The sequence below is a fragment of the Pseudomonas sp. C32 genome (genome assembly GCF_030417915.1).
Taxonomy (GTDB): domain Bacteria; phylum Pseudomonadota; class Gammaproteobacteria; order Pseudomonadales; family Pseudomonadaceae; genus Aquipseudomonas.
This window is the reverse complement of record NZ_JAUHUK010000017.1, coordinates 38,465-64,970: the sequence shown is the minus strand read 5'-3', so window position 1 is coordinate 64,970 and position 26,506 is coordinate 38,465. Positions and strand designations below refer to the sequence as shown.

The window sequence follows — 26,506 nt, the reverse complement described above, 5'->3', positions numbered from 1 at the left end:
GATTCCGTGAGCCTTGAGTGCACTTGGGTTTGGAAGGGGGGATCAGCCATATCGGGTGGCGAAATGGCTGATCAACCGATACACGATCAGTGGCTGGAGCGACCGGTCATTTCCAGTGCCATGTCACTGGCGTAGCTGTCGGTCATGCCGGCGATGAAATCGATCATGCGCAGAAATGACGTATGCAATGGACCGTGGGGATCGGGTGCATTGTTGCCCAGCAAGTCGAGGATACGACGGCTTTTAAAGGACGGCGTTCGACCATTGTGCTGTTCCAGCGCCGCACCGCAGAAGGCATTGAGCAGGATTTCCAGGGTGGTATAGGCGCCGATCTCATGGAGGGTTTTGCGCTTGTCCTGGAAAATTTTCTTGCGCGCCATGTCCTTGGCATTCAGGACACAACGCTTGGCGGGGCCATGCATGTGCTCAACCAGATCACCTGCAAGCGTACCGGCCAACAACGCCTCTTGTTGCTCCACAAAGGCGCGGGCTGCCGCATTGGTCAGGTGTTCAATGGCCTTGCCGCGCAGGATCGCCAGTTTGCGTCGCCGTGAATCGTTGGGGCCGAGCTGGCGATAGGTTTCTGGCAGATCATCGCCGACCAGGTTGAGCAACAGGGACTCGACCTCGGCGTACTCCAGCAACTCCATTTCCAGACCGTCTTCCAGGTCGATCAATGCGTAGCAGATGTCATCGGCGGCTTCCATCAGGTACACCAACGGGTGGCGTGCCCAGCGTTGATCCTCCAGTTGCGGCAGACCGAGTTTATGGGCGATCTGCTCCAGCAGTGGCAGCTCGCTCTGATAGCAGCCGAATTTGTGCTTCTTGTAGCCCAACGAATCTGCGTGCTTCGCCGTCCATGGATACTTCAGGTAGGTGCCCAGCGTCGCATAGGTCAGGCGTGTGCCGCCGTCGAACTGGTGATACTCCAGTTGCGTCAGTACCCGAAAGCCTTGCGCGTTGCCTTCGAAATTCAGGAAGTCGTTGCGTTCGGTTTCGCTCATTGCGTCCAGCCAGCCACGGCCGGCGGCTTGTTGAAACCAATGGCGGATGGCGTCCTCACCGGAGTGGCCAAACGGCGGATTGCCAATGTCATGGGCCAGACAGGCCGATTGCACCACCATGCCCAGATCGCTCGGTTCGCACCAGTCGGGCAGGGTGCTGCGAATGGTTTCGCCAACCCGCATGCCCAAAGAGCGCCCCACACAACTGACTTCCAGCGAATGGGTCAGGCGCGTATGAATATGGTCGTTGCTGGTGACCGGATGGACCTGGGTCTTGCGTCCGAGGCGGCGGAACGCGCCCGAGAAAATGATGCGGTCGTGATCTTTGTGAAAAGGACTGCGGCCGAGTTCTTCAGGGCTGTGCAGCGGTTTTCCGAGGCGTTCGCGGGTAAGCAGGGTATGCCAATCCAAGGCGGGGTCTCTCCGTTGCGTGACTGATAGCCTAGCTTCCCGTTTCGCGCGGGGACCTGCAAGCGGAACGAAAGCCCGGCAGCATCGATATCGATGAGCAGTAGGTATTTGCCATTGGATCGGAGCGCAGGATTGCCTCCCTCGATAGAGAAAGGCATCCCGTTATTGCCAAAAAAACGACTGATCAGTTTTTTCGCGACGAGCCCTGCAGGATCAGTTTGATCAACGGAGCCAGCGTGGTGCCGAGCCGGACCAGTCGGGTGAGGCTAGCGATGCCACCGCCGTTTTTTGCGCCCTTGCCGGTTAGAAAACCCAGCAAGGTGATAGCGGCCACACCCCAAAGCGGCGCGTGTTTGATACCTAAACCCTCCTGCAGGTTCTGCGTCATCCCTCGCACACGCTGCAGGGGTTGCAGCAGTTGCCGGGATTCGTGACGGATTTCCTGGCGATGCATTTCCATGCGCAGGCGAATCAGTGCCTTGCGCATTTGCGCGCGTGAGCTGTTGCGTGGCAATTCAGGCAGGCTCATGGCAGCAGGCGCTCCCGATCATTGGCCAGCTCTTCAAGCGTGCCATGGAAGGGTGAGGACTCATCGTAAATCGCCGATTTCAGGCGTATCCCGCAAAAGATCGCCGCGAGTGCGTAGAACACGCAGAGCCCGATGATGGCTGGCAGACGATAGGTGTCCCAGAAAAGGATCATCACCAGAGCCGACAGCCCTACCAGCAACAGCAACGCAAACACCAGCGCCAGGCCTGCGAACAGCAACAGGCTTACGGTACGGGCCTTTTGTTCCTGCAGTTCAATGCCGAACAGTTCGACATGGCTGTGCAGCAATCCGAGGAATGCGGCACCCAGGCGCCGCGAGCTTGTGCCCGTCGCAGACGAGCCGGCTTCATCGATAGCCATATCAGCGGCGGCTGGCCAGCAGGCCGATCAGGAAACCCACACCCGCCGCGATCCCGACGGATTGCCATGGGTTGGCCTGGACATACTCTTCAGTCGCGCTGACAGCAGCCTGGCCGCGTTCGCGCAGGGAGTCTTCGGTCAGTTTCAAGGTTTCGCGGGCGCGCAACAGACTGTCGTGGATCTGCTCGCGCAACTCATCAGCCTGATCACCGGCCAGGGTCGCGGTATGTTCCAGCAGCCGTTCCGTGTCGCTGACCAGCGTCTGGAAGTCGGTCATCAGGATTTCTTGAGCAGTCTTTGCCTTGGTGCTGGCCATGGGTGATCTCCATATAGGTGGCGTTCTGAAGCGTTCGAGTATGAGCCTTCGGCGAAGGTTCAGTACAAATGACTGGTACAACTTTTGCTATGTCATGGTGCGTCATTCTGAGCCCTGCGCTAATGCCGGGCAGGATTTCGGTAGAACCGTAACACCAATATTCAAAACGTCGTGCAAGTGTTCGGGACGTGTTTGCCTTGACACCACTCGTGCGCCAAATCGGTTCAACCGATGCGGCGAACTGATCTTCGAAGCTGCAACTTGGTGCATGGACAGCCCACGCGAACTGCTTTGGTGCTTTTTCTTACCATAAGGTCTGCCAACCCATGGAAAATCTGCAAAGCGCTGTGGACAGCCTGATCCATAGCTCCAATACCCTGTTTATTCTGATCGGCGCGGTCATGGTCCTGGCCATGCACGCCGGTTTTGCCTTCCTGGAAGTCGGGACGGTCCGACAAAAGAACCAGGTCAATGCGCTGTCGAAAATCCTCAGCGACTTCGCCGTGTCGACCCTTGCCTATTTCTTTATAGGCTATTGGATTTCTTATGGGGTGAACTTCATGCACCCGGCGGCCGAACTCAACGCCGATCACGGCTACGGGCTCGTGAAATTTTTCTTCCTGCTGACCTTTGCGGCGGCGATCCCGGCGATCATTTCCGGCGGCATTGCCGAGCGTGCGCGGTTTGTGCCGCAGTTATGCGCAACGGTGTTGATCGTGGCGTTCATTTATCCGTTCTTTGAAGGCATGGTCTGGAACGGCAACCTTGGGCTGCAAGTCTGGCTGTTTGAGCGGTTTGGCGCCAGTTTCCATGATTTCGCAGGTTCAGTCGTGGTTCATGCCATGGGCGGTTGGCTGGCATTGGCGGCGGTGTTGTTGCTCGGGCCGCGCAATGGCCGATACCGGGATGGGCGCCTGGTCGCGTTCGCGCCATCGAGCATTCCGTTTCTGGCCTTGGGTTCGTGGATCCTGATCGTTGGCTGGTTCGGTTTCAACGTGATGAGCGCGCAAACCCTGCAAGGGGTCAGCGGTCTGGTGGCACTGAATTCGTTGATGGCCATGGTCGGCGGCACGATGGCCGCGCTGATCGTCGGCCGTAATGACCCCGGTTTTTTGCATAACGGCCCGCTGGCGGGGTTGGTGGCGATCTGTGCCGGTTCCGATCTGATGCATCCTGTGGGGGCGCTGGTCACGGGGGCAATCGCTGGCGCGCTGTTCGTCTGGTGCTTTACCGCCGCTCAAGTCAAATGGCGCATTGACGACGTACTGGGCGTGTGGCCGTTGCACGGGTTGTGCGGCGCGTGGGGCGGAATCGCCTGCGGCATTTTCGGCCAGAGTGCCTTGGGTGGGCTGGGTGGAGTGAGCATGATCAGCCAGTTGATCGGCACGTCACTGGGCGTGCTGGTGGCACTGGTCGGAGGATTCGCGGTGTATGGCGTGATCAAGGTGTTGACCGGACTACGTCTGAGCCAGGAAGAGGAGTATTACGGCGCGGACCTGTCGATCCACAAGATCGGTGCCGTGAGTCTGGATTGAGCGGCCCTGTGGCGCTTGTGATCAGGGTTCTATGGCTCGACGGTTTTTCGGAGCGAGCCTAGAATGATCACTCAATTTTCTGGTTGATCACTCATGCTTCCTGAATGTCAGTTGTTCGGCACCCTAGGGTGTCATCTCTGCGAAGTGGCCGAAGCCATGCTGATGGAGTTCGTCGAACGCGGACTGCTGGTGGAACTGGTGGATATCGCTGAAGACGAAACGTGGTTCGCAGCGTACAGCTTGCGAATTCCGGTACTTCGACGAGTGGATAACGGCGCTGAGCTTGGCTGGCCATTCAGTGCCGATCAGGTGGTGGCGTTCCTGCGTTAGGCGATTTCTGCGTTAGCGGTGCTCCCGCCTGTCGAACTTTGCGATGGTTCCCCTTGGCTTAACGGGTATTGTTCGGATACTGTATGCGCATACAGCTATTCGCAATGCCTGCCTTGCCGATCCTGATGTTCAGGTTTGAGCGGGCAGGTCCGGGTGTGAGAGGGATGAATCGTGGTCAATGTCGAACAATTGAAGAGCAGCGTGAACCGGATGTCCGCCGAGGTCGTGCACGAGGCCGTCCTGGAGTTGCGTCTGGACGGCCTCGTGACCGAAGGCAAGACGCCCTTCAATAAAACCCATTTCAACACCTGTTTTGCAGAAATCGAAGCGTTGTTCCAGCGCGCAGGCTATCACCGGCAATTGGATGTCGTTGGTTATCAGGGGTTGTTGTACGCCTTGTACGACCCAGCTCGCTGGGAGGCGGTCGATGTGCTGCGCTGGCTCAAGGAGTACACGGAGGCGGCGGCACTGAAGCAGATTCCGGCATGAGGATTCTCCGCTAGGCTCGGCCTCGGCGCTGTTGGATAATGCCGCTCTGCATTGAGGTTTAGAGCGTTCGTATGTCCACTTCATCTTTTTCCGCGGCACATAGTCAGGCCAGCACGCTTTACCTGCCGCCGGGCTCCTGGCTGACTGTACTCGATTGCCTGTGTGAGCACTTCAGCGCCATCGGCCGCGAACAATGGCTGGACAGAATCGCTCGTGGCCGCGTCCTTGATGGGCAGGGCCTGCCGATCGCTCTCGACCTGGCGTACAAGGAAGGTTTGCGGATTCACTACTTTCGAGAAGTCCCGGACGAAAAACCGATCCCGGTCATCGAATCAATCCTGTACGCAGACGAGCATCTGGTCGTGGCCGACAAACCACACTTTCTGCCGGTGACGCCGGCGGGTGAATATGTGGAGCAGACACTTCTCAGACGTCTGATCCGTCGGCTGGATAATCCGCATCTGGTGCCATTGCATCGTATTGATCGGCATACCGCAGGGCTGGTGCTGTTTTCTGCCAACCCGCAGAGTCGTTCGGCGTATCAGTCATTGTTTCCGACACGGCAAATCGAGAAACGCTATGAGGCGATCGCCGGAGCATTGCCGGAACATGCTTTCCCATTGGTTCATAAAAGCCGACTCGTCGATGGCGAGCCGTTCTTCCGCATGCAGGAAGGGCCGGGGGCCAGCAATACCGAAACAGCCGTCGAGGTCAGGGAGAAACACGGCGATCTGTGGCGCTATGGCCTGTATCCGGTGACTGGCAAGAAGCACCAGTTACGGGTGCACATGACGGCCTTGGGGGCCAGCATCTGCAACGACCCGTTCTACCCCGTGGTACTCAAGGATGCGCAGGATGATTATGCCAATCCACTGAAGCTGCTGGCGCAGGGGCTGAAGTTCGTCGATCCGGTGACAGGCCAGGAAAGAACGTTCGAGAGTGAAATCATCCTGAATTGGTGATCAGGTCAATTTCCCCCAGACACGAAAAAGCCCGCGACTAGCGTAATGCTGTTCACTTAAGCATTTGAGCTCACGCGGGGCTTCCTAGAAAATCCGAGACCAGACCTCTGGTATCGGATTTTTTATGTCTGTTCAACAAGACCTGCTCGACCTCGGCGACCTTTTCAACTTCTCTGATCTAAGTACCTTCACTCAAACATTCCGATAGAATGGGTAAATGCCGGACCTTTTCTTTTATGAACGATTCTTTAAACAAAGGCTCGAAGCCCATATACCCCAGAAGAACATGAGGCGTCCTATGACACCGGTTAACAACGGCAAAAAGACTAAACGTTTGGCACTGTCCGCGTTTGTGGCTGGACTGTTGATGGCTCAAGGAGCAATGGCAGCCAATGACGGCACCGCTGCTGTAGGCGGCGGTCTGGGTGGTGCATTGGGTAACGTCGTCGGCGGCCAATTGGGCGGCAGCACGGGCGCAGCCATCGGCGCCGGTGTCGGCGGTGCGGCAGGGAGCGCAGTCGGGGCGAATAAGGGCAGTCGCAACGAAGCAGCCATCGGCGGTGGCTTAGGTGCGGCAGGCGGCTCGATAATTGGTAACAGCCTCGGCGGCTCAACGGGTTCGACCATTGGTGCGGGCCTTGGCGGTGCAGCGGGTGGTGGCGTCGGCAATAACCTGGGCAACGACGACGATGATCATGGCAGTTCCCATTCCGGTGGTGGCCATAAGCACAAGCACAAGCATAAAAACAAACACCACTAACTCGGTATCGAGTAGCAAAAACCCGGCCCCGTGCCGTAATGCTGTTCACTTAAGCATTTGAGCTCACGCGGGGCTTCCTAGAAAATCCGAGACCAGACTTCTGGTATCGGATTTTTTATGTCTGTTCAACAAGACCTGCTCGACCTCGGCGACCTTTTCAACTTCTCTGATCTAAGTACCTTCACTCAAACATTCCTGTTGAATGGGTAGCCTCAGCGCTGGATCTTTCTAGGCAGGCATCCGTTTCAAGCCAGCCTGCCAATACATCGCCGTTCAACTGATCGTGATGGCTGCGGCAAATCCGATTTCAGCAACGGGAAGACGGTTGGCAGAGCTAAGGGCGGGTGTAGGAGGGATGTTTCTGGATCACCGTCCGAGGCCTTTGAGGCCAAGGACGGTGAAGATCTCAAAGACCCGGTTTCCGGTGGACCGTAAGGCTGCTCCGCTTAAGTGAACAGCATTACGCGACTAGCGGGCTTTTCTGTATCTGATATCTCGTCCTGGATTACAGCTCCTTGACGGTACGAACCTGATCCTTGTTGATGCGTGTTTGCTTGCCATCCAGCTGTTCGAATTCGTAGAAGCCAGTTTCATCGTCGTACTGTGGCGCGTCGACGGCCTGGATTTCGCGACCGTCATTCAAGGTGATCACCGATGGCGATGCGCAACCGGCAAGGGTCGCAAGGCCGAGGGCAAGCATGAAAGTGGCGAGGGTCCGTTGTGTCATGGGTGTGTCTCCGAATGGGAATTCTTTTGGTTACCGAGCTTGAGACGTAAACGGCACGAGCAAGTTCCTCACATAGTGTCAGTCTGACACAGTGTAGTCGGTGCTCAACAGTTCCGGTGTGTTGAGGTTGGCCAGTCGAGGGTCATTGTCGGGGCATTGCAACGCCGTTGCACCGAGCTTGCGCATCAGTCGGCCCGGGCTGCGTTCACCTTGATTCCAGGCTTCTTCGAACGCTGCCTTGAGCGTCACCGGTATCACGCACAACAACGGTTCCCAATGGTCGCCATGACGCAGCATCAGCGGTTTGTCCGGATGCAGGTTGGCGGTTTCGCGCATGCTGGTGAGCAGCGCCGCATCTACACGTGGCACGTCGCAGGGCATAACCAGCAGATGAGTATGGCGAGCCGCGTTCAGACCCGCACGGATACCCGCCAGAGGGCCGGGGAAATCCCTTTCATCGTCATGGACCAACTGATCGGCGTAGGGCGCGTACTTCTCCAGATTGCGGTTGCAGGAGATGATCAGGTCATCGGTCATCCCGCGGGTCTTGGCATGCAAGTGGGTAATCAGCGGCTCGCCGTGCCAGTCCAGTAACCCTTTGTCCTGGCCACCCATACGTTGGCCGCGGCCACCTGCCAGAAGCAGAATGGAGCAGGGCGGCAAATGTGTATTGGTGGTCATGGCAGGTCTCCACGGGAGCGGCGCAAAAAGGGGGCGCTGTGATATAACACCGGGCTGTTTCTCCTACAACTGGACGAGCCTATGAAAGCCAAGGCTGATGTGCCTTTCGCACCGCTGAACATCGCCGTACTGACTGTCAGTGATACCCGCACCCTGGAAACCGACACTTCCGGCCAGGTTTTTGTCGACCGATTGACCGCTGCCGGCCATCACCTTGCTGCCCGTGTATTGCTCAAAGATGACCTCTACAAAATTCGCGCGCAAGTGGCCAACTGGATTGCCGACGATGTCGTGCAAGTCGTGCTGATTACCGGCGGCACCGGATTTACCGGACGTGACAGTACGCCGGAAGCAGTGAGCTGCTTGCTGGACAAGCAGGTGGATGGTTTCGGTGAACTGTTCCGTCAGATATCGGTGGCCGACATTGGCACCTCGACCGTTCAGTCCCGAGCTTTGGCCGGTTTGGCCAATGGCACGCTGGTCTGCTGCTTGCCGGGCTCGACCAATGCCGTGCGCACGGGGTGGGATGGCATCCTTGGCGAACAGCTGGATTCGCGGCATCGCCCGTGCAATTTCGTGACGCATTTGAAACAGGCTGCCCCTTGTGAATCCCGTGGGTAAGCCGGGCAAGACCGGCAGCCTGATGCCTGTCGAAGCGGCATTGGCACGCTTGCTTGAAATGGCTGAAGCCTCAAGAATTTTCGAGCGTGAACGCTTGCCGTTGGCGCAGGCGCAGGGTCGAGTGTTGGCTGAAGATTTACTGTCGACGCTTGACCTGCCGCCCTGGCCCAACAGTGCCATGGACGGTTATGCGCTGAGGATGGCGGACTGGACGGGTGAACCGTTGACCGTCAGCCAGAAGATTTTTGCCGGCCAGGCTCCCGCTCCCCTGGAGCCTGGAACCTGTGCGCGAATCTTCACGGGCGCACCTGTTCCCGCCGGCGCCGATTGTGTCGAAATGCAGGAAAACGCCGACGTTCAGGCCGATGAGCGAGTGCGCTTCACCGAAGTCATGACTCCGGGCCAGAACATCCGTCCGCAAGGCCAGGAAACCACGGTCGGTGAGCTGATTCTGTCGGCAGGCACGCGTTTGGGCCCAATCGAACAAGGATTGGCGGCTTCCTTGGGCTGTGCAGAGCTTGATGTCATCCGAAAAGTGCGCGTTGCCGTGTTGTCCACTGGCGACGAGTTGATTGAGCCAGGACAAGCGTTGGGGCCGGGGCAGATCTATAACAGTAATCGGGTATTGCTTTGCAGCTGGTTGCAGCGTTTGGGCTGTGAAGTCATTGATGCGGGCATTCTCCCGGATAATCTGGAAACCACTCGCGCCCGATTGGGGGAATTGAAGGATGTCGACCTGATTCTCTCGACAGGCGGAGTATCGGTAGGTGAGGCCGACTTTTTGGGCATTGCCTTGCGTGAAGAAGGTGAATTAACGCTGTGGAAACTTGCGATCAAACCCGGTAAACCACTGACGTTCGGGCATTTTCGTGGCGTGCCCGTGATTGGTCTGCCTGGCAATCCGGCATCGACGCTGGTGACCTTCGCGTTACTGGCCAGGCCTTACCTCCTGCGCCGACAGGGCGTGCAAGACGTTGAGCCGCTAAACGTGCAGGTGCCCGCAGGGTTTGACTGGCCACAGGCCGGTAACCGGCGTGAGTATCTACGGGGACGCCTAGAAAACGGTCGGGCAATTATCTATAGAAACCAGAGTTCCGGCGTACTGCGCAGTGCCGCGTGGGCCGATGGTTTGGTTGAGGTGCTGGAGGGGCGCACCTTGGTTCAGGGTGATAGCGTGAACTTCATTCCGTTAAGTGAAGTATTGGGCTGACGGCTGCTCCACCCTACATGCAAAGCCCGGTCGAATGAGCCGGGCTTTGCACTTATGGCGAGTCAATGAGCCAGCAGCAGGGCAATGACCTGCTCGAATCGACTATTGGCAATCCAGCCGAGGAGCCCGAGGACGACCGCTGTACCTCCAGCCGAGTAGGCAAGCCGATGCTTGATGGATTTGACGTCACCCCGGACTTCGTCCATGTCTCTGCGGATGTACTTGAGGTGTGTTTCCAGTTCGGTGACGCGAGGTTCCATATCAACTTCTCCAGTGGCTTTTGCGCTGTCTTTGGGCTCTGCCCGGTGGTCGGCACGTTTTTCTGCGAGCGCCATAACCTGAATGACCGATGAACCGATGTGTTGGTTTTGCAATGGCACGTCCTTGTGTTTGTCCTGATGACTGAAAACCGCCGACCCAAAGTGAACCAATCCTCTTTCTGGGTCAATTGAGCCGATTCCTCACGTTTTGTAAGAAAAATCCCGCAATGTGATACCGAACAAAATTACCCGCCGGAATTAATTCGCGACCTGGCGACTTTTATGGCGTGTGGCGAGGTCACATTTCCCAGATGGCATTCATTCCGGGGGAACACCGCATGAGCGAACGCAAGGCGCTATTGATTCTGCATGGCAAGCAGGCGCTCAACGAAGAGGTGCGTGCCGCTGTCGCAAACAAACGTGAACAGGGTTGGGAGTTGGCGGTTAGCTTGACCTGGGAGGCCGGCGACGCGCAGCGGATGGTGACGCAAGCACTGGCGGCGGGTTATCGGCAGATCATCGCGGGGGGCGGCGATGGCACCTTGCGTGATATCGCCGAAGCCATGGCAATGCAACCGACCCAGGCCAGCCTGGTGCTGATGCCGCTGGGCACTGCCAACGATTTTGCGCGCGCGGCGGGCGTCCCGCTTGAACCCGCTTTGGCGCTGGAGCTTCTGGAGTCTGCGCCGAGTGCAATCGATCTGGGAGAGGTCGATGGGCAGGTATTTCTGAACATGGCCACGGGAGGCTTTGGCAGTCAGGTGACGGCGAACACCTCGGAAGAACTGAAAAAGATCCTCGGTGGCGCGGCCTATCTGTTTACCGGTCTTTCACGCTTCAACGAGCTGCATGCGGCTTACGGTGAGTTGCAGGGACCGGACTTTCACTGGCAAGGCGATCTGTTGGCGTTGGGTATCGGTAATGGACGGCAGGCCGGTGGAGGGCGGGTGCTGTGTCCTGAAGCCCTGGTGGATGACGGATTACTGGATATCAGTATCTTGCCTGCACCGCAGGAAGTGGTGGGCACATTAAAGAACCTGCTGACCGAGGGGTTCGGCATCGACAGCCTGTTCGTTCGCGCCCGGTTGCCCTGGATCGAGATCAAGGTGTCTGAAGGGCTTTACATCAACCTGGACGGTGAGCCACTGGAAGGGAATAGCCTACGGTTTTCGGTGCGTCCAGCGGCGCTGCTTGTGCATTTGCCTGAGACCTCGCTGCTGTTAAGCGCCAATGCAGAGGTTAATCGTCCAGGCTGATGATTTGTTCACGCACTGCAAACAGCACCAGACCTGCCACGTCGTAGATCTGCAAGCGTTTCATGATCTGCGAGCGATGGGTCTCGACGGTCTTGACGCTCAAGCCCAGGCCGTTGGCGATCTCCCGGGTGGATTTCCCGCGAACGATCAGTCGCAGGATTTCCAGCTGGCGCGCGGTCAGGTTGTGCGAGTCGGAAGGCTCCGGCTGGTTTTTCTGGTGTCGGGTGAGCGCCTGATTGATGACCGTGTGAGCGATGGCCGGGCTCAGGTAGCGTTCGTTGTTACGCAAAGCCTCCAGAGCATGCTCGAGTTCGGTGGCGGTTGTGTCCTTGAGCAGGTAACCGTGGGCGCCGGATTCCAGTGCCTGCATGATGACAGCCGGGTCGGTGTGCATGGACAGGATCAGCACCTTGCTTTGCGGGCGGACGCGTTTGAGCTGCTGCAAGGATTCCAGGCCTCCGGTCTGCCGCATGGAAATATCCAGCAAGACAATATCCGGAAGCAATTGCTCGACCAGCTCAAGCAACTGCGACCCGTCATTGGCTTCACCAATGACGGCATAGCCGGGAAGATCCATTACCAGAGCGCGCACGCCAGCCCTGATCAGCGAGTGGTCATCCACCAGAAGTAAGTTACAAGTCAATGCATAACCTTATTCGAACTGGCCCGTTCAAGCGCACGAGGCGCCCAGGGGAAGAGAGCTTCGATTTGAGTACCTTTGCCCGGTTCGCTGGCAACGGTCAATGTGCCGCCCAATTGATCGATCCGTTCCGACATTCCGGCCATACCCCGTTGACCTTCACGGCCGGGATCTGAGGCAGGAGAAAACCCCAGACCGTCGTCGCGGATTTGTAGCATCAGGCCTTGGGGCTGACGTTGCAGGCAGACCTGCAAATTTTTCGCTTGGGCATGCCGCAAGATGTTGGTGACCGCTTCCTGGGTGATACGGAATGCCGCCACGGCGATTTCTTCCGGTATGCCGGTCAGGCGCTGATGACATTCCAGGCTCCAGTGCACCGGCGTATTGGCCAGGGTCTTGAGCAGGTGCGCACGCAGACTGGCTTCCAGCCCAAGGCTGGCCAGTTGCCGGGGATTGAGGATGGCCGAAACATCACGGACTTTGGCCAGCGTCTCTTCGAGCGTGTCGCACAGGATGGAGCATTGCCCGTGGAGTTCTTCGGGCATCCGCCGTTTGAGCCAGTCACTTTGCAGTTTGGCGGCGGTCAGCAGTTGGCCAATGTCGTCATGCAATTCCCGGCTCAATCGGTGACGCTCGTTTTCCTGAACCTGCAGCAGGCGGTCGGCCAGTTCCTGGGGCTGGAATTTTATCGATTTGCGAGAGAGGCGGTATTGCACCCAGACGCTGGTCAGCGCGGCAACGTTGAGAAGCAACAGACCCAGTGGCAAGCGAATGGACAGGCTATAAGCCCACAAACTACCGACTGTGGAGCAGGCGCATAGCAACAACGTGAACCTGCGGGCATTTTCTCCGGAGGGTGGCCACGTGGCGATTGACTTGAGGCTGGCGTGCATAACGGATGGAGCCAATGGATGTTCGCTGCGGGCAGACCAGCCAATTGGACAAGTCTCTGTTTTGTCTGGTGACGCGTCGACTTCAACGGGTGTGTTTTTTATTTTTGCATCAGCCTGAGCTGATTTGCCGGTGTAGTCGGCACGCACACTACCATTATTTGGCGTCAACTAATGGACGGCATAATAGCACTTAAGAAATCGTTGGTCGCGCGTGGGGTCGATGCAGAAGTCAGGAAAGGGGGCTTTTGGCTTATGGATCCATAATGGACAAAGTGTGGTCGATGCCAGTGTTAATGCCAGGCAAAACCTTAGATGGAATACAGAATGTAACTGGCTAAAAGAATGACTGATTAGTTACAAACAGTCGCTTATGCAGGAAGGTTTTAAAAGCGACATCCGCACAGGCCAATATCGGCGCCCACTAAAACATTGCGCCCCAGCATCGGTTGATGATTTCAGGCTTGCCGTTCCAGGTAGGACACGCGCGTGAATGGCCTGGTGTTGACGGGTAGTTGAAACTGGCTGTGTCCGACCTGAAAGGCAAAGGCTTCGATCAACGTCGTCTGTTCAGATTCGTCGAGACTGAGCTGGCCTGTGGTCTGGTCGATGAGTTCAAGTTGCCAGGCAATCAGGGTCAGGCAGTCTTTCAGTGCGCTCAGGGCCTCGTCATGCAGGCTCATGTGATTCTGTGCGTGGTTCAGCAGGCCATGGATGTGCAGTGAGAACTCCGACACGGCAGCCAACGCCAGCGCATCAGCCCTGTTGGCCAGCTTGAGCAAGTTGCTGAGCATGCAGTCGATGGCATCCTTGTCATTGCTGATCAGTTGCAAATGACTCAGGCATTCCTCGGTTTTACCCAGGAGCGTTTCAGCCTCGACAAGAAACTCCGGGATCCGTTGAGCCCACTCTTTACGGTCGTTCGGCATGATTATCTCCACAACGTCATTAAAATGAGGGGGGTGTCGTGTGTGCCGACGAGAAAGGAGTCCGGTTTTGAACCGGCCTGGAGGCAGCCTGAGAAGGACGAGAGGGTGGTTGGCCACTTACCTGCGATCGCACACAAAAGCCTGACTCCGTTCATGCAATGAGAATGGCGTCACATTAATGGCAATTGGATATTGCGAATATCAGGTTGCACCTGATTGTTGCTAGGGGAATCCCTTATGCAGCGGAACCTAATGCACAAATGATGGTCGTGGGGCGCGGAGGTGACAGAGGTCAATCACGGCGCCAGTAAAGCATGATGTTAATGTGACATCAATGCTTGGGCGTGGCATTTTAGAGGGGTCAAGCTACGGCAAACATTGCCGATAACCTTCCTTAAGTGAATTCATCCGAACAAGACCTGGAGTCATCGATGGCCGGCATTCTCGACACGGTAGACCAACGCACGCAACTGGTGGGTGAGAATCGCCTGGAAATTCTCATGTTCCGTCTCGCCGGACGCCAGTTGTTCGCGATCAACGTCTTTAAAGTGCAGGAAGTCCTGCAGTTGCCGAAGTTGACCCTGATGCCCCAGCGCCATCCTTTCGTGTGCGGCGTGGTCAATCTGCGTGGTCAGACACTGCCGGTCATCGACTTGTCCCAGGCCATCGGCATGCGTCCGTTGGTGCCGGGACCCGGCAGCACGATCATCGTGACCGAGTACAACCGCTCGGTGCAGGCATTCCTGGTCGGTGGTGTGGACCGTATCGTCAACATGAACTGGGAAGCCATCCTGCCGCCGCCGACCAGCGCCGGCCGCCAGCATTACCTGACGGCCATCAGCAAGGTCGATGATCAGCTGGTGGAAATCATCGATGTGGAAAAGGTCCTGGCCGAGATCGTGCCGTACAACGCCAAGGTGTCCCGCGAAAAACTGGCCGATCCGGTGCTGGAACGCGCCCGGGGCCGTGAAGTGTTGCTGGTGGATGACTCGAACGTGGCGCTGGCTCAGTTGCGCGACACCCTGGGGCAGTTGGGGGTGAAAATGCACATCGCCAGCGACGGCCTGAAAGCGTTGAACATGCTCAAGGCCTGGGCGGACACCGGCGTGGACATGACCGACAAACTGCTGATGGTCTTCACCGATGCGGAAATGCCGGAAATGGACGGCTATCGCCTGACCACCGAAATCCGCAACGATCCGCGTCTGCGTGGGCTGTATGTGGTGCTGCACACCTCGTTGTCCGGCAGTTTCAACGACTCGATGGTGAAGAAAGTCGGCTGCGATAACTTCCTGTCCAAATTCCAGCCGGACAAACTCGTCGACGTGGTGCGTCAGCGTCTGATGCTTGACGAAGTTCCGGCCTGATCAAGTCCTCGACCACTGTTGGAGCGAGCTTGCTCGCGATCGCGTCGGCACATCCGGCAGGGATGTAACTGATACACCATCGCGAGCAAGCTCGCTCCTTCAGGTTTTTGCTCTTTGATTCGTCGAGCAAGCTCGTATAGGGTGGCTTTTTTGCCATCCAGGGAGCCGGCTATGCTGCGTTTAAGCGCGCTTTATCGTTATCCGTTGAAATCCGCCAGGGGTGAAGCCCTGCAACAGATTGGTCTCGACAAGTTGGGGCTGGACGGAGATCGACGCTGGATGCTGGTGGATGAGTCCAGCGGGCGCTTCCTGACCCAGCGGGCGGTGGCGCAGATGAGTCAGCTGTCGGCCTTGTGGAATGCCGAAGGCGGCTTGACCCTCAGTGCTCCCGGCCATTCACCGATGAACGTGGTGCTGCCCGGCAGTGACGCGGAACTGCGTGGCGTGACTATCTGGCGCGACACCTTGCGTGTTCCCGATGCCGGAGATGCGGCGGCGGCCTGGGTCAGCAAGTTCATCGGTCAACCGACACGTCTGGTGCAAGTGCCGCTGGACCGCGCACGGACCACTCAGGCGGGCTTCGGCAAAGATGATGATCAGGTGGCGTTTGCCGATGGCTTCCCGCTGTTGTTGATCGGTCAGGCGTCTTTGGAGGATTTGTCACAGGAGGTCGGCCGCCCGATGGAAATGCTGCGTTTTCGACCGAATCTGGTGATCGAGGGCAGCGAAGCCTTCGCCGAGGATGGCTGGAAACGCATTCGTATCGGCGAGGTCGAGTTCCGCGTGGTCAAGCCGTGCTCACGCTGCATCCTGACCACCATCGACCCGGAAACCGGCGAACGCAGTGTAGATCGCGAACCCTTTGCGACCTTGCAGAAGTACCGTTCCACAGCAGATGGCGCGATGTTTGGCCAGAACCTGGTCAACGATGGCAATGGCCGACTCGAAGTCGGCATGCCGGTAGAGATCCTCGAATAGCCGTGCCAGGAATGAAAAATGCCCGTGTCCAAGGACACGGGCATTTTTTGTTGCGCTAAAAAAACCGTGGTTTCAGCCGCGGTATTCGCACAGGTAAGCGGTGTCGACAGCCACTTTCAGCTGGAACTTGCTGTTGGCAGGCACGTTGAACTGGCTACCGGCGGCAAAGGTTTCCCAGTCGCTGCTGTCCGGCAGTTTGACCGTCAGTGCGCCGCTCACGACGTGCATGATTTCACGCTGGCTGGTGCCGAATTCGTATTCGCCCGGAGCCATGACGCCGATGGTCGCCGGACCTTCTGCGGTGCCAAAGGCGATCGACTTGACGGTGCCGTCGAAGTACTCGTTGACTTTAAACATGGGCGATTCCTCGAAAAGGGCTAAAAAGGGCTAAAAAGGGCCGGCCAGTATGCACAAGGCCCTTGGCGTCGTCACCTGTCTAAAGCGGAAGAACCAGCGGCAATAGCCGTGCGGTATTGCGCGCATCTTCCAGTGCCCGGTGTTGCTGGCCGGTGAACTGCAAGCCGGCCAGTTGCAGGGCGCCATTGAGGCCCAGCGGACGTTCGAGCCGCCGCACCTTGGCAAACCGCTGCTTGAGGTTCATGTGGGGCACGTTGGCCAATACGCTGGCGAGTTGCAGCTGCTGCCACTCCAGCAGCAATTGTTTGCGATCGTAGTCGCCCCAGCTGACCCAGCCTTCAAGGTGTGTGTGATGTTGGCCAAGCCAGCGCTCAAAATCCGCCCAGACCTCGCTCAGCGGTTGCGCGGTATCGATGTTGGCCTGGGTGATGTGCGTGAGTTCCCGGCAAAACGGCGTCAGCAAGGGCCGCCGCAACGGCCGGACGAAGCGCTGGAAGTGATCCAGCTCCCGACCTTTGCGGTCCACCAGGGTCGCGCCGATTTCGATGATTTCCATTTCCGTTATCGGCCAACCACCCTCATCGGTGGTGGCTTCCAGATCAATGACCAGCCAGTGAGGCATTGCAGGGTTCCTGGTATCCGCGTCTTGATAGCGCTGAGCGTAGCCAAACCCGGCGGTTCCGCCTAGAGGCTTATTCGACCTCCAGCAGTATCTGGCGGTTTTTGACTTGATCGCCGACCTGCACCTGCAAACGCTTGAGCACACCGTCGATACCCGATTTGAGCGGGTGTTCCATTTTCATGGCTTCCAGCACCACCAGCAGTTGCCCCTTGCTCACAGCGCTGCCTTCGCTGACCAGCACATCGACAATCGCGCCATCCATGGGCGCCTTGAGGGTGCCGGTGCTGATGCTGGCCCGGCTGCTGACCGGCGCCTGGGTGCGATCCTCCAAGCGCAAACTGCCCGGACGGGTGGATAACCAGAGTTGCCCGGCCTCCAGGCGATAAGCATGGCGTTGACGGATGCCGTCGATTTCCAGGGTGGCCCAGCGCCCGTCGCACTGAATGATCTTCAGGTTGATATGGCGGCTGGCGGCTTGAATTTGCAATGGCTCGCCAGGTACGGCGTGCAATTGCACCGGCCAGTCCTGATCCTCGGCACCGACACGATAGTGCAGTGGCACGCTGGCGTTGTTGCGCCAACCGGCCAGCGGGGCAGGGTGCGTCATCGCCGAGGCGTGATAAAGCAGCGCCGCAGCAATGGCCAGTTGTTCGGCGCTCGGCACCAGCGGTTGCAGGCAGGCATCGTTGGCGAAATGTTGCTGAATGAACCCGGTGCTGAAATCACCGCTGGCAAATTGTGGATGCTCCAGCAGGCTGGCGAGCAAGCGCTGATTGCCGTGCACGCCCAGCAGCACGGTGTCTTGCACCGCGCGCAGCAACTTGCGCCGCGCCTCTTCGCGAGTGGCGCCATGGGCGATGATCTTGCCGAGCATCGGGTCGTAGAACGGGCTGATGGTCTGGCCTTCGATCAAGCCATGGTCGATCCGCACACCGTCCTGCAGACCCGGCTCCCACCCCGTGATGCATCCGGTTTGCGGGAGGAATCCCTGAGCGGGATCTTCGGCGTACAAGCGCACTTCCATGGCGTGCCCGTTGAGCTGCACTTGTTCCTGACGCAATGGCAGCGCTTGCCCTTCGGCCACGTTCAACTGCCAGGCCACCAGGTCCAATCCCGTGATCAATTCGGTCACCGGGTGCTCCACTTGCAGCCGGGTGTTCATTTCCAGAAAGTAGAACTGGCCACGGGCATCCAGCAGAAACTCCACCGTGCCGGCGCCGACGTAATTCACTGCTCGCCCGGCTTTGAGCGCGGCTTCACCCATGGCCTGGCGCAGTTCGGTGGTCATGACCGGGCAGGGCGCTTCTTCGATGACTTTCTGGTGGCGGCGCTGGATCGAACAATCGCGCTCACCGAGGTAAATCAGATTGCCGTGTTGATCACCAAACAATTGAATTTCGACGTGACGAGGCTCGATCAAGGCCTGCTCGAGAATCAGTTCATCGCTGCCAAAGCCGTTCAAGGCTTCCGAGCGCGCGGTGCGAATCTGCGCAAGCAAATCCCCTGCGTCATGCACCAGGCGCATGCCACGACCACCGCCGCCAGCGCTGGCCTTGATCATCAGCGGATAACCGATTCGTTCGGCTTCACGGCTCAGGGTGGCGTCGTCCTGTTGCGCACCTTGATAGCCGTTGATGCACGGCACACCGGCTTCGAACATGGCGATTTTCGACAGGCGCTTGCTGCCCATCAATTCGATGGCTTCGGGGCTTGGGCCGATGAAGGTGAGGCCGGCTGCCTGGCAGGCGCGGGCGAATCCGGCGTTCTCCGAAAGAAAACCGTAACCCGGATGGATCGCGTCCGCCCCGGTGCGGCGTGCCGCGTCGAGGATTGCCGGGATGTTCAGATAAGACTGTTGCACCGGAGCCGGGCCGATGTTGACTGCTTCGTCGGCCATCTGCACATGCAAGGCGTCGGCGTCGGCATCGCTGAACACGGCAACGGTGCGATAGCCCAGCGCCTGCGCGGTGCGCTGGATGCGACAGGCGATTTCACCGCGGTTGGCGATGAGGATTTTTTTGAGTCCGGGCATGGGTTGGCTCTCTGAAAGTTGCGGTGTCTGATCGGGCCTCATCGCTGGCAAGCCAGCTCCTACAGTGGGTTTATGTCGCACACAGAACCTGTAGGAGCGGGCTTGCCAGCGATGCTTTCAAGAAGCCCACCCCGGTTTACGTTTTTGCAAGAAGGCCATCGTTCCTTCGACCCCTTCAGGCCCGGTCACCGCCTCGCTGAACCATTCGGCAGCCTCGTCCAGCAAGGCATCCGTCGGTTGTCCGGCGCTCGCCAGCAAGAGCTTCTTGGTCGCGGCGTTGGCCCCCGGCGCGCAACACAACACATGGGCCAACACCTCGTCGAGACGCTCGGCCAACGCCTGTGGATCATGCTCGACAAAATGCACCAACCCCATCTTCCGAGCCTGGATCCCATCGAAACGGGCCGCGGTCAGGGCCAGTCGCCGGGCCTGGGTCAGGCCGATGCGTTGCACCACGAACGGCACGATCTGCGCGGGCAACAGACCGAGGCTGGTTTCCGGCAGGCCGAATTGCGCCGAATGATCGGCCATGGCGATATCGCTGACACAGGCCAGGCCGAAACCGCCACCCAACACGGCGCCTTGCAGGATCGTGATCACCACCTGTGGCGCGTGTTGCATCTCTTGCAGCAGCGCACCGAACACCCGGTTCAGATCGCGATGGGCATTCGGACCCTGAGTGCGGGCATTGGCCATGTCCTTGATATCGCCGCCGGCACAGAAGTGCCCACCGACGCCGCCGATCACCAAGGCGCGAACCCCCGGTTTATCGCGGACCGAGGCCAGCACCGAACGCAATTCGGTGACCATTTGCACACTCATGGCGTTGCGACTTTCCGGGCGGTTGAGGGTGACGTGCAACACGCCGTTGTGCAGTTCCAACAACAAGGTCTGGCAAACCGGCAGGTTGTTCATTTCTTTCTCCCAGGCAGGATGCCCATGAGTTTGCAGATGATCCCCAACATGATTTCGTCGGCACCGCCGCCAATCGAGACCAGTCGCACATCGCGATAGGCGCGGGCGACCGGGTTGTCCCACATGAAACCCATGCCGCCCCAGTATTGCAGGCAACTGTCGCTGACTTCGCGGCCCAGCCGTCCGGCCTTGAGCTTGGCCATGGAGGCCAGGCGCGTAACGTCCTGGCCTTTGACGTATTGCTCGGTGGCTTGATAGACCAGCGCCCGCAGGCATTCGATTTCGGTCTGCAGTTCGGCCAGGCGGAAGTGGATGACCTGGTTGTCGATCAGCGCATTGCCGAAGGTTTTGCGCTCCTTGCAGTACTCGATGGTGCTGTCGACGCAGTATTCCAGGCCCTTGATCATGTTGGCGGCGCCAAACAGGCGTTCCTCCTGGAATTGCAGCATTTGCATCATGAAGCCCGCGCCTTCATGGCCGATGCGGTTGCGCTGCGGTACGCGCACGTTGTCGAAAAACACCTGGGCGGTTTCCGAACTGCGCATGCCGAGTTTGTCCAGGTTCGAGCTGAGGCTGATGCCCGGCGCGTTCATCGGCACCATGATCAACGACTTGTTGATGTGCGGTTTGTCGTCCGATGTGTTCGCCAGCAGGCAGATGAAATCAGCGCTCGGTGAGTTGGTGATCCACATCTTGCTGCCGTTGATCACGTAGTCGTCACCGTCCTTGCGTGCGCTGGTTTTCAGCCCGGCCACGTCGGAACCCGCACCGACTTCGGAGACACCGATGCAGCCGACCTGTTCGCCGCTGATGGCCGGGCGCAGGAACTCATCACGCAACTCATCGGAGCCGAAACGGGCCAGGGCCGGGGTGCACATGTCGGTCTGCACGCCGATGGACATCGGGATGCCGCCGCAATGGATGGTGCCGAATTCCTCGGCAGCGACGATCGAATAGCTGTAGTCGAGCCCCATGCCGCCGAATTTTTCCGGTTTGGAAATGCCCAGCAAACCAAGGTCGCCGGCCTTGCGGAAAATCTCGTGGATCGGAAAGCGTCCGGCTTTTTCCCATTCGTCTACGTGCGGATTGATCTCGTGCTCGACGAATTGGCGAACCGTGCGGCGCAGTGCTTCGTGTTCCTGGGTGAAGATCATTTTTATTGTTCTCCTGACGATCAATTCAAAAACGCGAAACGCCAAAACTGTTGGTTTGCAGCGACCGTATTTCGGCCTCGTGACAGATATCCAGCAAGTAGCCGAGCAGCGTTCGGGTATCCCGTGGGTCGATCAAACCGTCGTCCCACAGATTGGCGCTGCCGTAAAGCGCCGTGGACTGGCTGTCGAGTTTCTGCGCGGCGGCCTGTTCGAGCATGTCGAGCACTTTCGGGTCGGGCACCAGGCCATCCTTGGCTTGTTTGGCCTCGGTGACGATGCGCAGCACCTTGCCTGCCTGGGCACCGCCCATCACCGCAGTGCGGCTGTTGGGCCAGGCGAAGATGAAGCGCGGGTCGAGGCCGCGCCCGCACATCGCATAGTTACCGGCACCATAGGAGCCACCGACGACGACGGTCAGTTTGGGCACACGGGCGTTGGCCACCGCTTGTATCATCTTGGCGCCATGCTTGATCACGCCTTGCTGTTCCGATTCGGTGCCGACCATGAACCCGGTGGTGTTGTGGAAAAACAGCAGCGGTGTCTGGCTCTGGTCGCACAGCTGAATGAATTGCGCTGCCTTGCTCGCCCCTTTGGGCGTGATCGGGCCGTTGTTGCCGATGAAACCACAGGTCCGTCCCTGGATTTTCAGGTGACCGCAGACGGTCTGCTGATCGAACTCGACCTTGAAGTCGAGGAAGTTCGAGCCATCGGCAATGCGGGCAATGATTTCGCGCACGTCGTAAGGTTTTTTCGGGTCGTCCGGGATCAGCCCCAGCAGTTCGTCGATGGGGTAGAGCGGCTCTGCCCATTGTGGTTCAGGTAACCAGGGCAGTTGATCGTTCCATGACAGCAGGCTGACGATCTCGCGCACCTGACGCACACCGTCGGCGTCGTTTTCCGCCAGGTACTCGGCGGTGCCGGCGGTTTGCGCGTGCATCTCGGCGCCGCCCAGTTCCTCATCCGTCGCGACTTCGCCGGTGGCGGCCTTCAACAGCGGCGGGCCGGCCAAAAACAACTTGGCCTTGCCGCGCACCACCACCACGTAATCCGACAAACCGGGTTGATAAGCGCCGCCAGCGGTGGCTGAACCGTGCACCACGGTGATCTGTGGCAGGCCCATCGCCGACATCCGCGCCTGGTTGGCAAAGCTGCGCGCGCCTTCGACGAAAATCTCCGCTGCGTAATTGAGGTTGGCGCCGCCGCTTTCGGCAAGGGTGATCACTGGCAGTTTGTTTTCCATGGCGATCTGTTGCAGGCGCAGGGATTTTTTCAGACCGCTGGGGGAGATGGTTCCACCCTTGATCGCGCTGTTGTTCGCCACCACCAGCACCCGCACACCCGAGACGTAGCCGATACCGGCGATCAGACCGCCACCGGCGGAGTTGCCGTCCTTGTCATCGTGCAGCTTGAAACCGGCCAGACTCGCCAACTCGAGGAACGGCGCGCCAGGGTCCAGCAAAAGATTGAGGCGTTCCCGGGGCAACAGCTGACCGCGTTTCTCGAATTTCGGCTTGGCCTCGGCAGCCTTGCTCAGCAGGTTCTGTTCAAGTGTGCGCACCTGCTCTATCGCGCTCAGCATCGCCGCACGGTTCTGGGCGAACTGTTCACTATGGGGATCGAGTTGCGACTGAATCACCGGCATGGGTTATTCCTTGTCCTTGAGGACATCGGGAAGGTAGGCGCGGTGGAAACCGTTGTAAGACTCACTGTTAGTCGCCTTGTGGATCGGCCAGGCACGCCCGCCAAGGCTGGCGGCACCGTCGATGCGCAACGTGCTGCCGCTGACGAACGCTGCGGCCGGGCTGAGGAGAAAAACAATCGCGGCGCTGACTTCCGATTCTGTCCCGATGCGTTTGAGCGGCACGTGTTCACGCAAGGTCGGGATCACGGCTTTGAACGCGCCTTCATAGGTGTCCATGCCGCTGGAGGCAATCCAGCCCGGTGCCACGGCATTGACCCGCACCCCGGCATAACCCCATTCGAACGCGGCGGTCTTGGTCAGGTTGTCCATGCCCGAACGTGCTGCGCCGGAGTGCCCCATGCCGGGCATGCCGCCCCACATGTCGGCCAGCATGTTGACGATGGCGCCGCCGTGCTTGCTCATGGACTGGTTGAACACTTCCCGGGCCATCAGGAAACCGCCCACCAGGTTGGTGCGCATCACTGTTTCGAAACCCTTTTGATTGATCGAGGCCAGGGGCGATGGGTACTGCCCACCAGCGTTATTGACCAGTCCATGAATGGGGCCATGCTGGCGGATCAGTTCACTGACCAGATGCGTAACCGCTTCTTCATCGCGAATGTCGCAAGTCGCCCAATCCGCCTTGCCACCGTCTTCGACGATTTCCGTTGCGACACTTTTGAGTTTGTCGGCCTTGCGTCCGATCAGCAGAACATGGGCACCGAGGGCGGCCAGTTCGTGGGCGGTGCAACGACCGATGCCACTGCCGCCACCGGTGACAATGATGTTTTGGCCAGCAAACAGGTCGGCTTTGAAAATCGAATCGTAGGCCATGGCGGCAGTCCTCTAGTTGACCTGGTCGGCGATGCGCTGCGGCACCGGAATCTGGATTTCCAGCAATTGCTGGGCGAAGGCCTTGCCTTGCGGGTCGATCCGCAGGCTGGCGATGCCACCGCCACCGAGGGCGTTCTCCAGCAGAAAATTCAGGCTGTGGCTAGCGGGCAGATACCAGCGTTCGACTCGCCCGAAAATCGGGTCGAGGACATGGCTCATCCAGTCGACGATCACTTCCGGGGTCAAGGCTTCGGCGATCCACGGCAGGTATTCGGGCTCGCGGGCCATGACGCCGATATTGCTGTGGTTGCCCTTGTCGCCGGAGCGCGCGACCGCGAGTTTGATCAAGGCCACGCTGGCGTCGGCGCGACCATCGGGTTTGGGTGGCTCGACCGGGATGGGCAGGTCTTGGGTGTCGAGCGCGTCCAGGGCGGGCAAGGCACACGGGTGACGACGGCCCATGAAATCAATGTCCAGCGTGCAGGCGGTTTTGTCGATCAGGAACGAGAACAGGCGGATCAGCGGATACACCGTCGGCCGACCACCGACAATCCCGGTCAGCCCCGGCGCCATGCCGGTAGCGGCCTGAGCAATTTCCCGAGAGAACATGATCAACGCCTGCTTGTTCGGATGACGCACCGCGAGCTTGATCACCACTTCGCGAGTGTCCCGGCGCTGGCCGTGGGGGCCATAAGTGGCCTCGCTGCCGAGCAGTTCAATGTTCACTTCGCTGTACGGTGCCCAACCGCGTTGACTGAACATGTCCGAGGTCTTGTTGATGATTGCGTCGCTGACCCGACGGGCCTTGTCGTGCGCATCGATACCGGCGATCAGACAACTGGCGGTGCAGCGAAAGCCGTCCGGATACGTCGCGCTGACCTTGTACTGAGCGGTCGGCGGCAAGCCTTTTGCGCCGTGGACCCGGACCGCGTTCTTGCCTTGTTGCTGTAGTTTTACTTGAGTGAAATCGCAGACCACATCGGGCAGCAGATAGGCCCGTGGGTCACCGATCTCATAGAGCATTTGTTCGCCAACGGTCAGCGGCGTGATCAAGCCGCCTGAGCCTTCCGGTTTGCTGACGACAAATTGGCTGTCGGCGCTGACCTCGACGATCGGGAAGCCGATGTGCTCGTAATCGGGCACGTCGCGCCAATCGGTAAAGTTGCCGCCGGTGCACTGGGCGCCACATTCGATGATATGCCCGGCCAGCGCGGCCTGGGCCAGTTTGTCGTAGTCGTGCCACGACCAGCCGAACTCATGCACCAGGGCAGCGCTGACCACGGCGCTGTCGACCACGCGGCCGGTAATGACGATGTCCGCCCCCAGGCGCAAGGCCTCGACGATGCCCGGCGCACCGAGGTAGGCGTTGGTTGACACGCACATCGGCGGCAATGGCGCGCCGTTGAACATTTCATGAATGCCCACGCTGCTGAGTTGCTTGAACTGCGGTTGCAGGTCATCCCCCAGCAGCACGGCAATTTTCAGCGTCACGCCGGCCTTGTCGCAGGCGGCTTGCAGGGCGGCGGCGCACGCCTGTGGATTGACCCCGCCGGCATTGCTGATGACGCGGATGTTTTGTTCGGCAAGCCGTTGGAGCAGAGGGCTGAGGACCTCGATGAAGTCGCCCGCATAACCCGCCTGAGGGTCTTTCATGCGGGCACCGGCCATGATCGACATCGTGATTTCTGCCAGGTAATCAAAGACCAGATAGTCCAGGTGCCCGTGCTCCACCAGTTGCGCGGCCGCGGTCGAGGTGTCGCCCCAGAAGGCGCTGGCACAACCAATGCGAATCGTTTCAGGCGTAGTCCGTTGCATAGCCACCTCCAACCGAAGTGCAGCGACATTACCAAGCAAGCGCTTGGTTTGTAAATCCTCGAATGTTTCTTCTTCCCAAGCGCTTGCTTGGTTGCGGCCGTCAGCTTAAATTGCCCGCGCAACCCCAATGTTTCAGGGGGATCGGCGTATTGGATTGATCGACTGTAGGAGAGAATGCGTGGACGAGCAAAAAGCCCTGAGCGTCATGCGCGAATTGGTCGACAGCGGCCAGTTGACCGATCCGGACAGCGCCCGTGGCAAGCTGCTGCAAGTGGCGGCTCATCTGTTCCGCAATAAAGGCTATGAACGCACGACGGTACGCGACCTGGCCGGCGCTGTGGGCATTCAGTCCGGAAGCATTTTTCATCACTTCAAGAGCAAGGACGAAATCCTGCGGGCGGTGATGGAGGAGACCATTCGCTACAATACCGCGTTGATGCGCGCGGCCATCGCCGAGGCAGGCAATGTGCGCGAGCAGGTGTTGGCGCTGATCCGCTGTGAATTGCAGTCGATCATGGGCGGCAGCGGTGAGGCCATGGCGGTGCTGGTCTACGAATGGCGGTCGCTGTCCGAGGACGGCCAGGCCAAGGTACTGGCGCTGCGGGATATTTACGAAGACATCTGGTTGCAAGTGCTGGGTGAGGCCAAGAGCGCCGGGTTTATCCGCGGTGATGTGTTCATCACGCGACGGTTTCTGACCGGGGCCTTGTCCTGGACCACGACCTGGTTTCGCGCCGATGGCAGCATGAGCCTCGATCAATTGGCCGAAGAGGCGTTGATTCTTGTACTTGAGGGGAAGCAATAAGCTTGTAATGGCTGGC

The 26,506-nt window shown here is 58.8% G+C and carries 29 protein-coding genes and 1 pseudogene; 12 read left to right on the top strand and 18 right to left on the bottom strand.

Annotation, left to right across the window (positions count from 1 at the left end; all coding sequences use genetic code 11):
* Positions 1-86: 86 nt before the first annotated feature.
* The 4 genes from QYH43_RS19490 to QYH43_RS19475 all read right to left on the bottom strand — a co-directional run bounded on the left by QYH43_RS19490 (position 87) and on the right by QYH43_RS19475 (position 2,640).
* On the bottom strand, positions 87-1,415 hold the full coding sequence (locus QYH43_RS19490) for a deoxyguanosinetriphosphate triphosphohydrolase (RefSeq protein ID WP_301157853.1): 1,329 nt from the start codon (positions 1,413-1,415) through the stop codon (positions 87-89).
* 184 nt (positions 1,416-1,599) lie between these two features.
* On the bottom strand, positions 1,600-1,944 hold the full coding sequence (locus tag QYH43_RS19485; protein WP_095061084.1) for a hypothetical protein: 345 nt from the start codon (positions 1,942-1,944) through the stop codon (positions 1,600-1,602).
* Positions 1,941-2,324, bottom strand: coding sequence for a phage holin family protein (locus QYH43_RS19480; protein WP_301157852.1), 384 nt, complete (start codon positions 2,322-2,324; stop codon positions 1,941-1,943). The genes QYH43_RS19485 and QYH43_RS19480 overlap by 4 nt, the downstream gene beginning before the upstream one ends.
* A 1-nt stretch (position 2,325) precedes the next feature.
* Entirely contained in the window at positions 2,326-2,640 is a 315-nt protein-coding gene (locus tag QYH43_RS19475) for a YqjD family protein (protein ID WP_095061080.1), read from the bottom strand.
* 326 nt (positions 2,641-2,966) lie between these two features.
* Here QYH43_RS19475 and QYH43_RS19470 point away from each other — a divergent pair, with 326 nt between their 5' ends.
* The 6 genes and pseudogenes from QYH43_RS19470 to QYH43_RS19445 form a co-directional block, all read left to right on the top strand.
* Entirely contained in the window at positions 2,967-4,175 is a 1,209-nt protein-coding gene (locus tag QYH43_RS19470) for an ammonium transporter (protein ID WP_301157851.1), read from the top strand.
* A gap of 93 nt (positions 4,176-4,268) precedes the next feature.
* Positions 4,269-4,505, top strand: a complete 237-nt coding sequence (locus QYH43_RS19465) for a glutaredoxin family protein (protein ID WP_095061076.1) — start codon at positions 4,269-4,271, stop codon at positions 4,503-4,505.
* Between the two features lie 171 nt (positions 4,506-4,676).
* Positions 4,677-4,994 carry a transcriptional regulator gene (locus tag QYH43_RS19460; protein WP_095061074.1) on the top strand — a complete coding sequence of 106 codons (318 nt, stop codon included), beginning with the start codon at positions 4,677-4,679 and terminating at the stop codon, positions 4,992-4,994.
* 71 nt (positions 4,995-5,065) lie between these two features.
* Positions 5,066-5,956, top strand: a complete 891-nt coding sequence (locus tag QYH43_RS19455) for a pseudouridine synthase (RefSeq protein WP_301157850.1) — start codon at positions 5,066-5,068, stop codon at positions 5,954-5,956.
* Between the two features lie 298 nt (positions 5,957-6,254).
* Positions 6,255-6,716 carry a glycine zipper domain-containing protein gene (locus QYH43_RS19450; protein WP_095060779.1) on the top strand — a complete coding sequence of 154 codons (462 nt, stop codon included), beginning with the start codon at positions 6,255-6,257 and terminating at the stop codon, positions 6,714-6,716.
* Between the two features lie 238 nt (positions 6,717-6,954).
* Positions 6,955-7,170 (top strand): annotated as a pseudogene (locus QYH43_RS19445) (IS4 family transposase); the annotation flags it as partial.
* A 51-nt stretch (positions 7,171-7,221) separates the two neighbouring features.
* Here the strand turns inward: QYH43_RS19445 and QYH43_RS19440 are convergent.
* Both QYH43_RS19440 and mobA read right to left on the bottom strand, forming a co-directional pair.
* Positions 7,222-7,443: a YgdI/YgdR family lipoprotein gene (locus QYH43_RS19440; protein ID WP_095060777.1), complete on the bottom strand. Its 222-nt coding sequence runs from the start codon at positions 7,441-7,443 to the stop codon at positions 7,222-7,224.
* Positions 7,444-7,521: 78 nt separating this feature from the next.
* Entirely contained in the window at positions 7,522-8,124 is a 603-nt protein-coding gene (gene mobA / locus QYH43_RS19435) for a molybdenum cofactor guanylyltransferase MobA (RefSeq protein ID WP_095060775.1), read from the bottom strand.
* A gap of 81 nt (positions 8,125-8,205) precedes the next feature.
* Between mobA and moaB the strand changes: the two genes are divergently transcribed.
* On the top strand, positions 8,206-8,745 hold the full coding sequence (gene moaB / locus QYH43_RS19430; RefSeq protein WP_095060773.1) for a molybdenum cofactor biosynthesis protein B: 540 nt from the start codon (positions 8,206-8,208) through the stop codon (positions 8,743-8,745).
* Complete coding sequence (gene glp, locus QYH43_RS19425; RefSeq protein WP_095060771.1) at positions 8,729-9,955, top strand: gephyrin-like molybdotransferase Glp; 1,227 nt, start codon at positions 8,729-8,731, stop codon at positions 9,953-9,955. The genes moaB and glp overlap by 17 nt, the downstream gene beginning before the upstream one ends.
* A gap of 62 nt (positions 9,956-10,017) precedes the next feature.
* Here glp and QYH43_RS19420 read toward each other — a convergent pair whose 3' ends face one another.
* Positions 10,018-10,290, bottom strand: a complete 273-nt coding sequence (locus QYH43_RS19420; protein ID WP_095060783.1) for a hypothetical protein — start codon at positions 10,288-10,290, stop codon at positions 10,018-10,020.
* Between the two features lie 263 nt (positions 10,291-10,553).
* Here QYH43_RS19420 and yegS point away from each other — a divergent pair, with 263 nt between their 5' ends.
* Positions 10,554-11,471 (top strand): lipid kinase YegS, encoded by a 918-nt coding sequence (gene yegS / locus QYH43_RS19415; protein WP_095060769.1) that lies wholly within the window; start codon positions 10,554-10,556, stop codon positions 11,469-11,471.
* Here yegS and QYH43_RS19410 read toward each other — a convergent pair.
* The 3 genes from QYH43_RS19410 to QYH43_RS19400 form a co-directional block, all read right to left on the bottom strand.
* Complete coding sequence (locus QYH43_RS19410; protein ID WP_095060767.1) at positions 11,455-12,114, bottom strand: response regulator transcription factor; 660 nt, start codon at positions 12,112-12,114, stop codon at positions 11,455-11,457. The two genes, yegS and QYH43_RS19410, sit on opposite strands and share 17 nt — an antisense overlap.
* On the bottom strand, positions 12,111-13,004 hold the full coding sequence (locus QYH43_RS19405; RefSeq protein ID WP_095060764.1) for a sensor histidine kinase: 894 nt from the start codon (positions 13,002-13,004) through the stop codon (positions 12,111-12,113). Before QYH43_RS19405 ends, QYH43_RS19410 begins: the two co-directional genes overlap by 4 nt.
* A 455-nt stretch (positions 13,005-13,459) precedes the next feature.
* A complete protein-coding gene (locus tag QYH43_RS19400; RefSeq protein WP_095060762.1) occupies positions 13,460-13,930 on the bottom strand; it encodes a hypothetical protein in 471 nt (156 codons plus the stop codon).
* A gap of 431 nt (positions 13,931-14,361) precedes the next feature.
* Between QYH43_RS19400 and QYH43_RS19395 the strand changes: the two genes are divergently transcribed.
* Together QYH43_RS19395 and QYH43_RS19390 are read left to right on the top strand one after the other, a co-directional pair.
* On the top strand, positions 14,362-15,297 hold the full coding sequence (locus QYH43_RS19395) for a chemotaxis protein CheV (protein ID WP_301157849.1): 936 nt from the start codon (positions 14,362-14,364) through the stop codon (positions 15,295-15,297).
* A gap of 171 nt (positions 15,298-15,468) precedes the next feature.
* A complete protein-coding gene (locus QYH43_RS19390) occupies positions 15,469-16,275 on the top strand; it encodes an MOSC domain-containing protein (protein WP_095060758.1) in 807 nt (268 codons plus the stop codon).
* Positions 16,276-16,347: 72 nt separating this feature from the next.
* Here QYH43_RS19390 and QYH43_RS19385 read toward each other — a convergent pair whose 3' ends face one another.
* The 8 genes from QYH43_RS19385 to QYH43_RS19350 form a co-directional block, all read right to left on the bottom strand.
* Positions 16,348-16,632 (bottom strand): pyrimidine/purine nucleoside phosphorylase, encoded by a 285-nt coding sequence (locus QYH43_RS19385; protein WP_007940055.1) that lies wholly within the window; start codon positions 16,630-16,632, stop codon positions 16,348-16,350.
* Positions 16,633-16,711: 79 nt separating this feature from the next.
* Positions 16,712-17,254, bottom strand: a complete 543-nt coding sequence (locus QYH43_RS19380; RefSeq protein ID WP_095060756.1) for an exonuclease domain-containing protein — start codon at positions 17,252-17,254, stop codon at positions 16,712-16,714.
* A gap of 70 nt (positions 17,255-17,324) precedes the next feature.
* Positions 17,325-19,286 (bottom strand): acetyl/propionyl/methylcrotonyl-CoA carboxylase subunit alpha, encoded by a 1,962-nt coding sequence (locus QYH43_RS19375; protein ID WP_301157848.1) that lies wholly within the window; start codon positions 19,284-19,286, stop codon positions 17,325-17,327.
* Positions 19,287-19,403: 117 nt separating this feature from the next.
* Complete coding sequence (locus QYH43_RS19370) at positions 19,404-20,201, bottom strand: enoyl-CoA hydratase-related protein (RefSeq protein ID WP_095060752.1); 798 nt, start codon at positions 20,199-20,201, stop codon at positions 19,404-19,406.
* On the bottom strand, positions 20,198-21,355 hold the full coding sequence (gene atuD, locus QYH43_RS19365) for a citronellyl-CoA dehydrogenase (RefSeq protein ID WP_095060750.1): 1,158 nt from the start codon (positions 21,353-21,355) through the stop codon (positions 20,198-20,200). Before atuD ends, QYH43_RS19370 begins: the two co-directional genes overlap by 4 nt.
* A gap of 25 nt (positions 21,356-21,380) precedes the next feature.
* Entirely contained in the window at positions 21,381-22,997 is a 1,617-nt protein-coding gene (gene atuC / locus QYH43_RS19360; protein ID WP_301157847.1) for a geranyl-CoA carboxylase subunit beta, read from the bottom strand.
* 3 nt (positions 22,998-23,000) lie between these two features.
* Positions 23,001-23,870, bottom strand: a complete 870-nt coding sequence (locus QYH43_RS19355) for an SDR family oxidoreductase (protein ID WP_095060746.1) — start codon at positions 23,868-23,870, stop codon at positions 23,001-23,003.
* Between the two features lie 12 nt (positions 23,871-23,882).
* Positions 23,883-25,685 carry an acyclic terpene utilization AtuA family protein gene (locus QYH43_RS19350; protein WP_301157846.1) on the bottom strand — a complete coding sequence of 601 codons (1,803 nt, stop codon included), beginning with the start codon at positions 25,683-25,685 and terminating at the stop codon, positions 23,883-23,885.
* Positions 25,686-25,863: 178 nt separating this feature from the next.
* On the opposite strand from QYH43_RS19350, the gene QYH43_RS19345 reads away from it, so the two are divergent.
* Positions 25,864-26,490, top strand: a complete 627-nt coding sequence (locus tag QYH43_RS19345; RefSeq protein ID WP_301157845.1) for a TetR/AcrR family transcriptional regulator — start codon at positions 25,864-25,866, stop codon at positions 26,488-26,490.
* Positions 26,491-26,506: the final 16 nt, after the last annotated feature.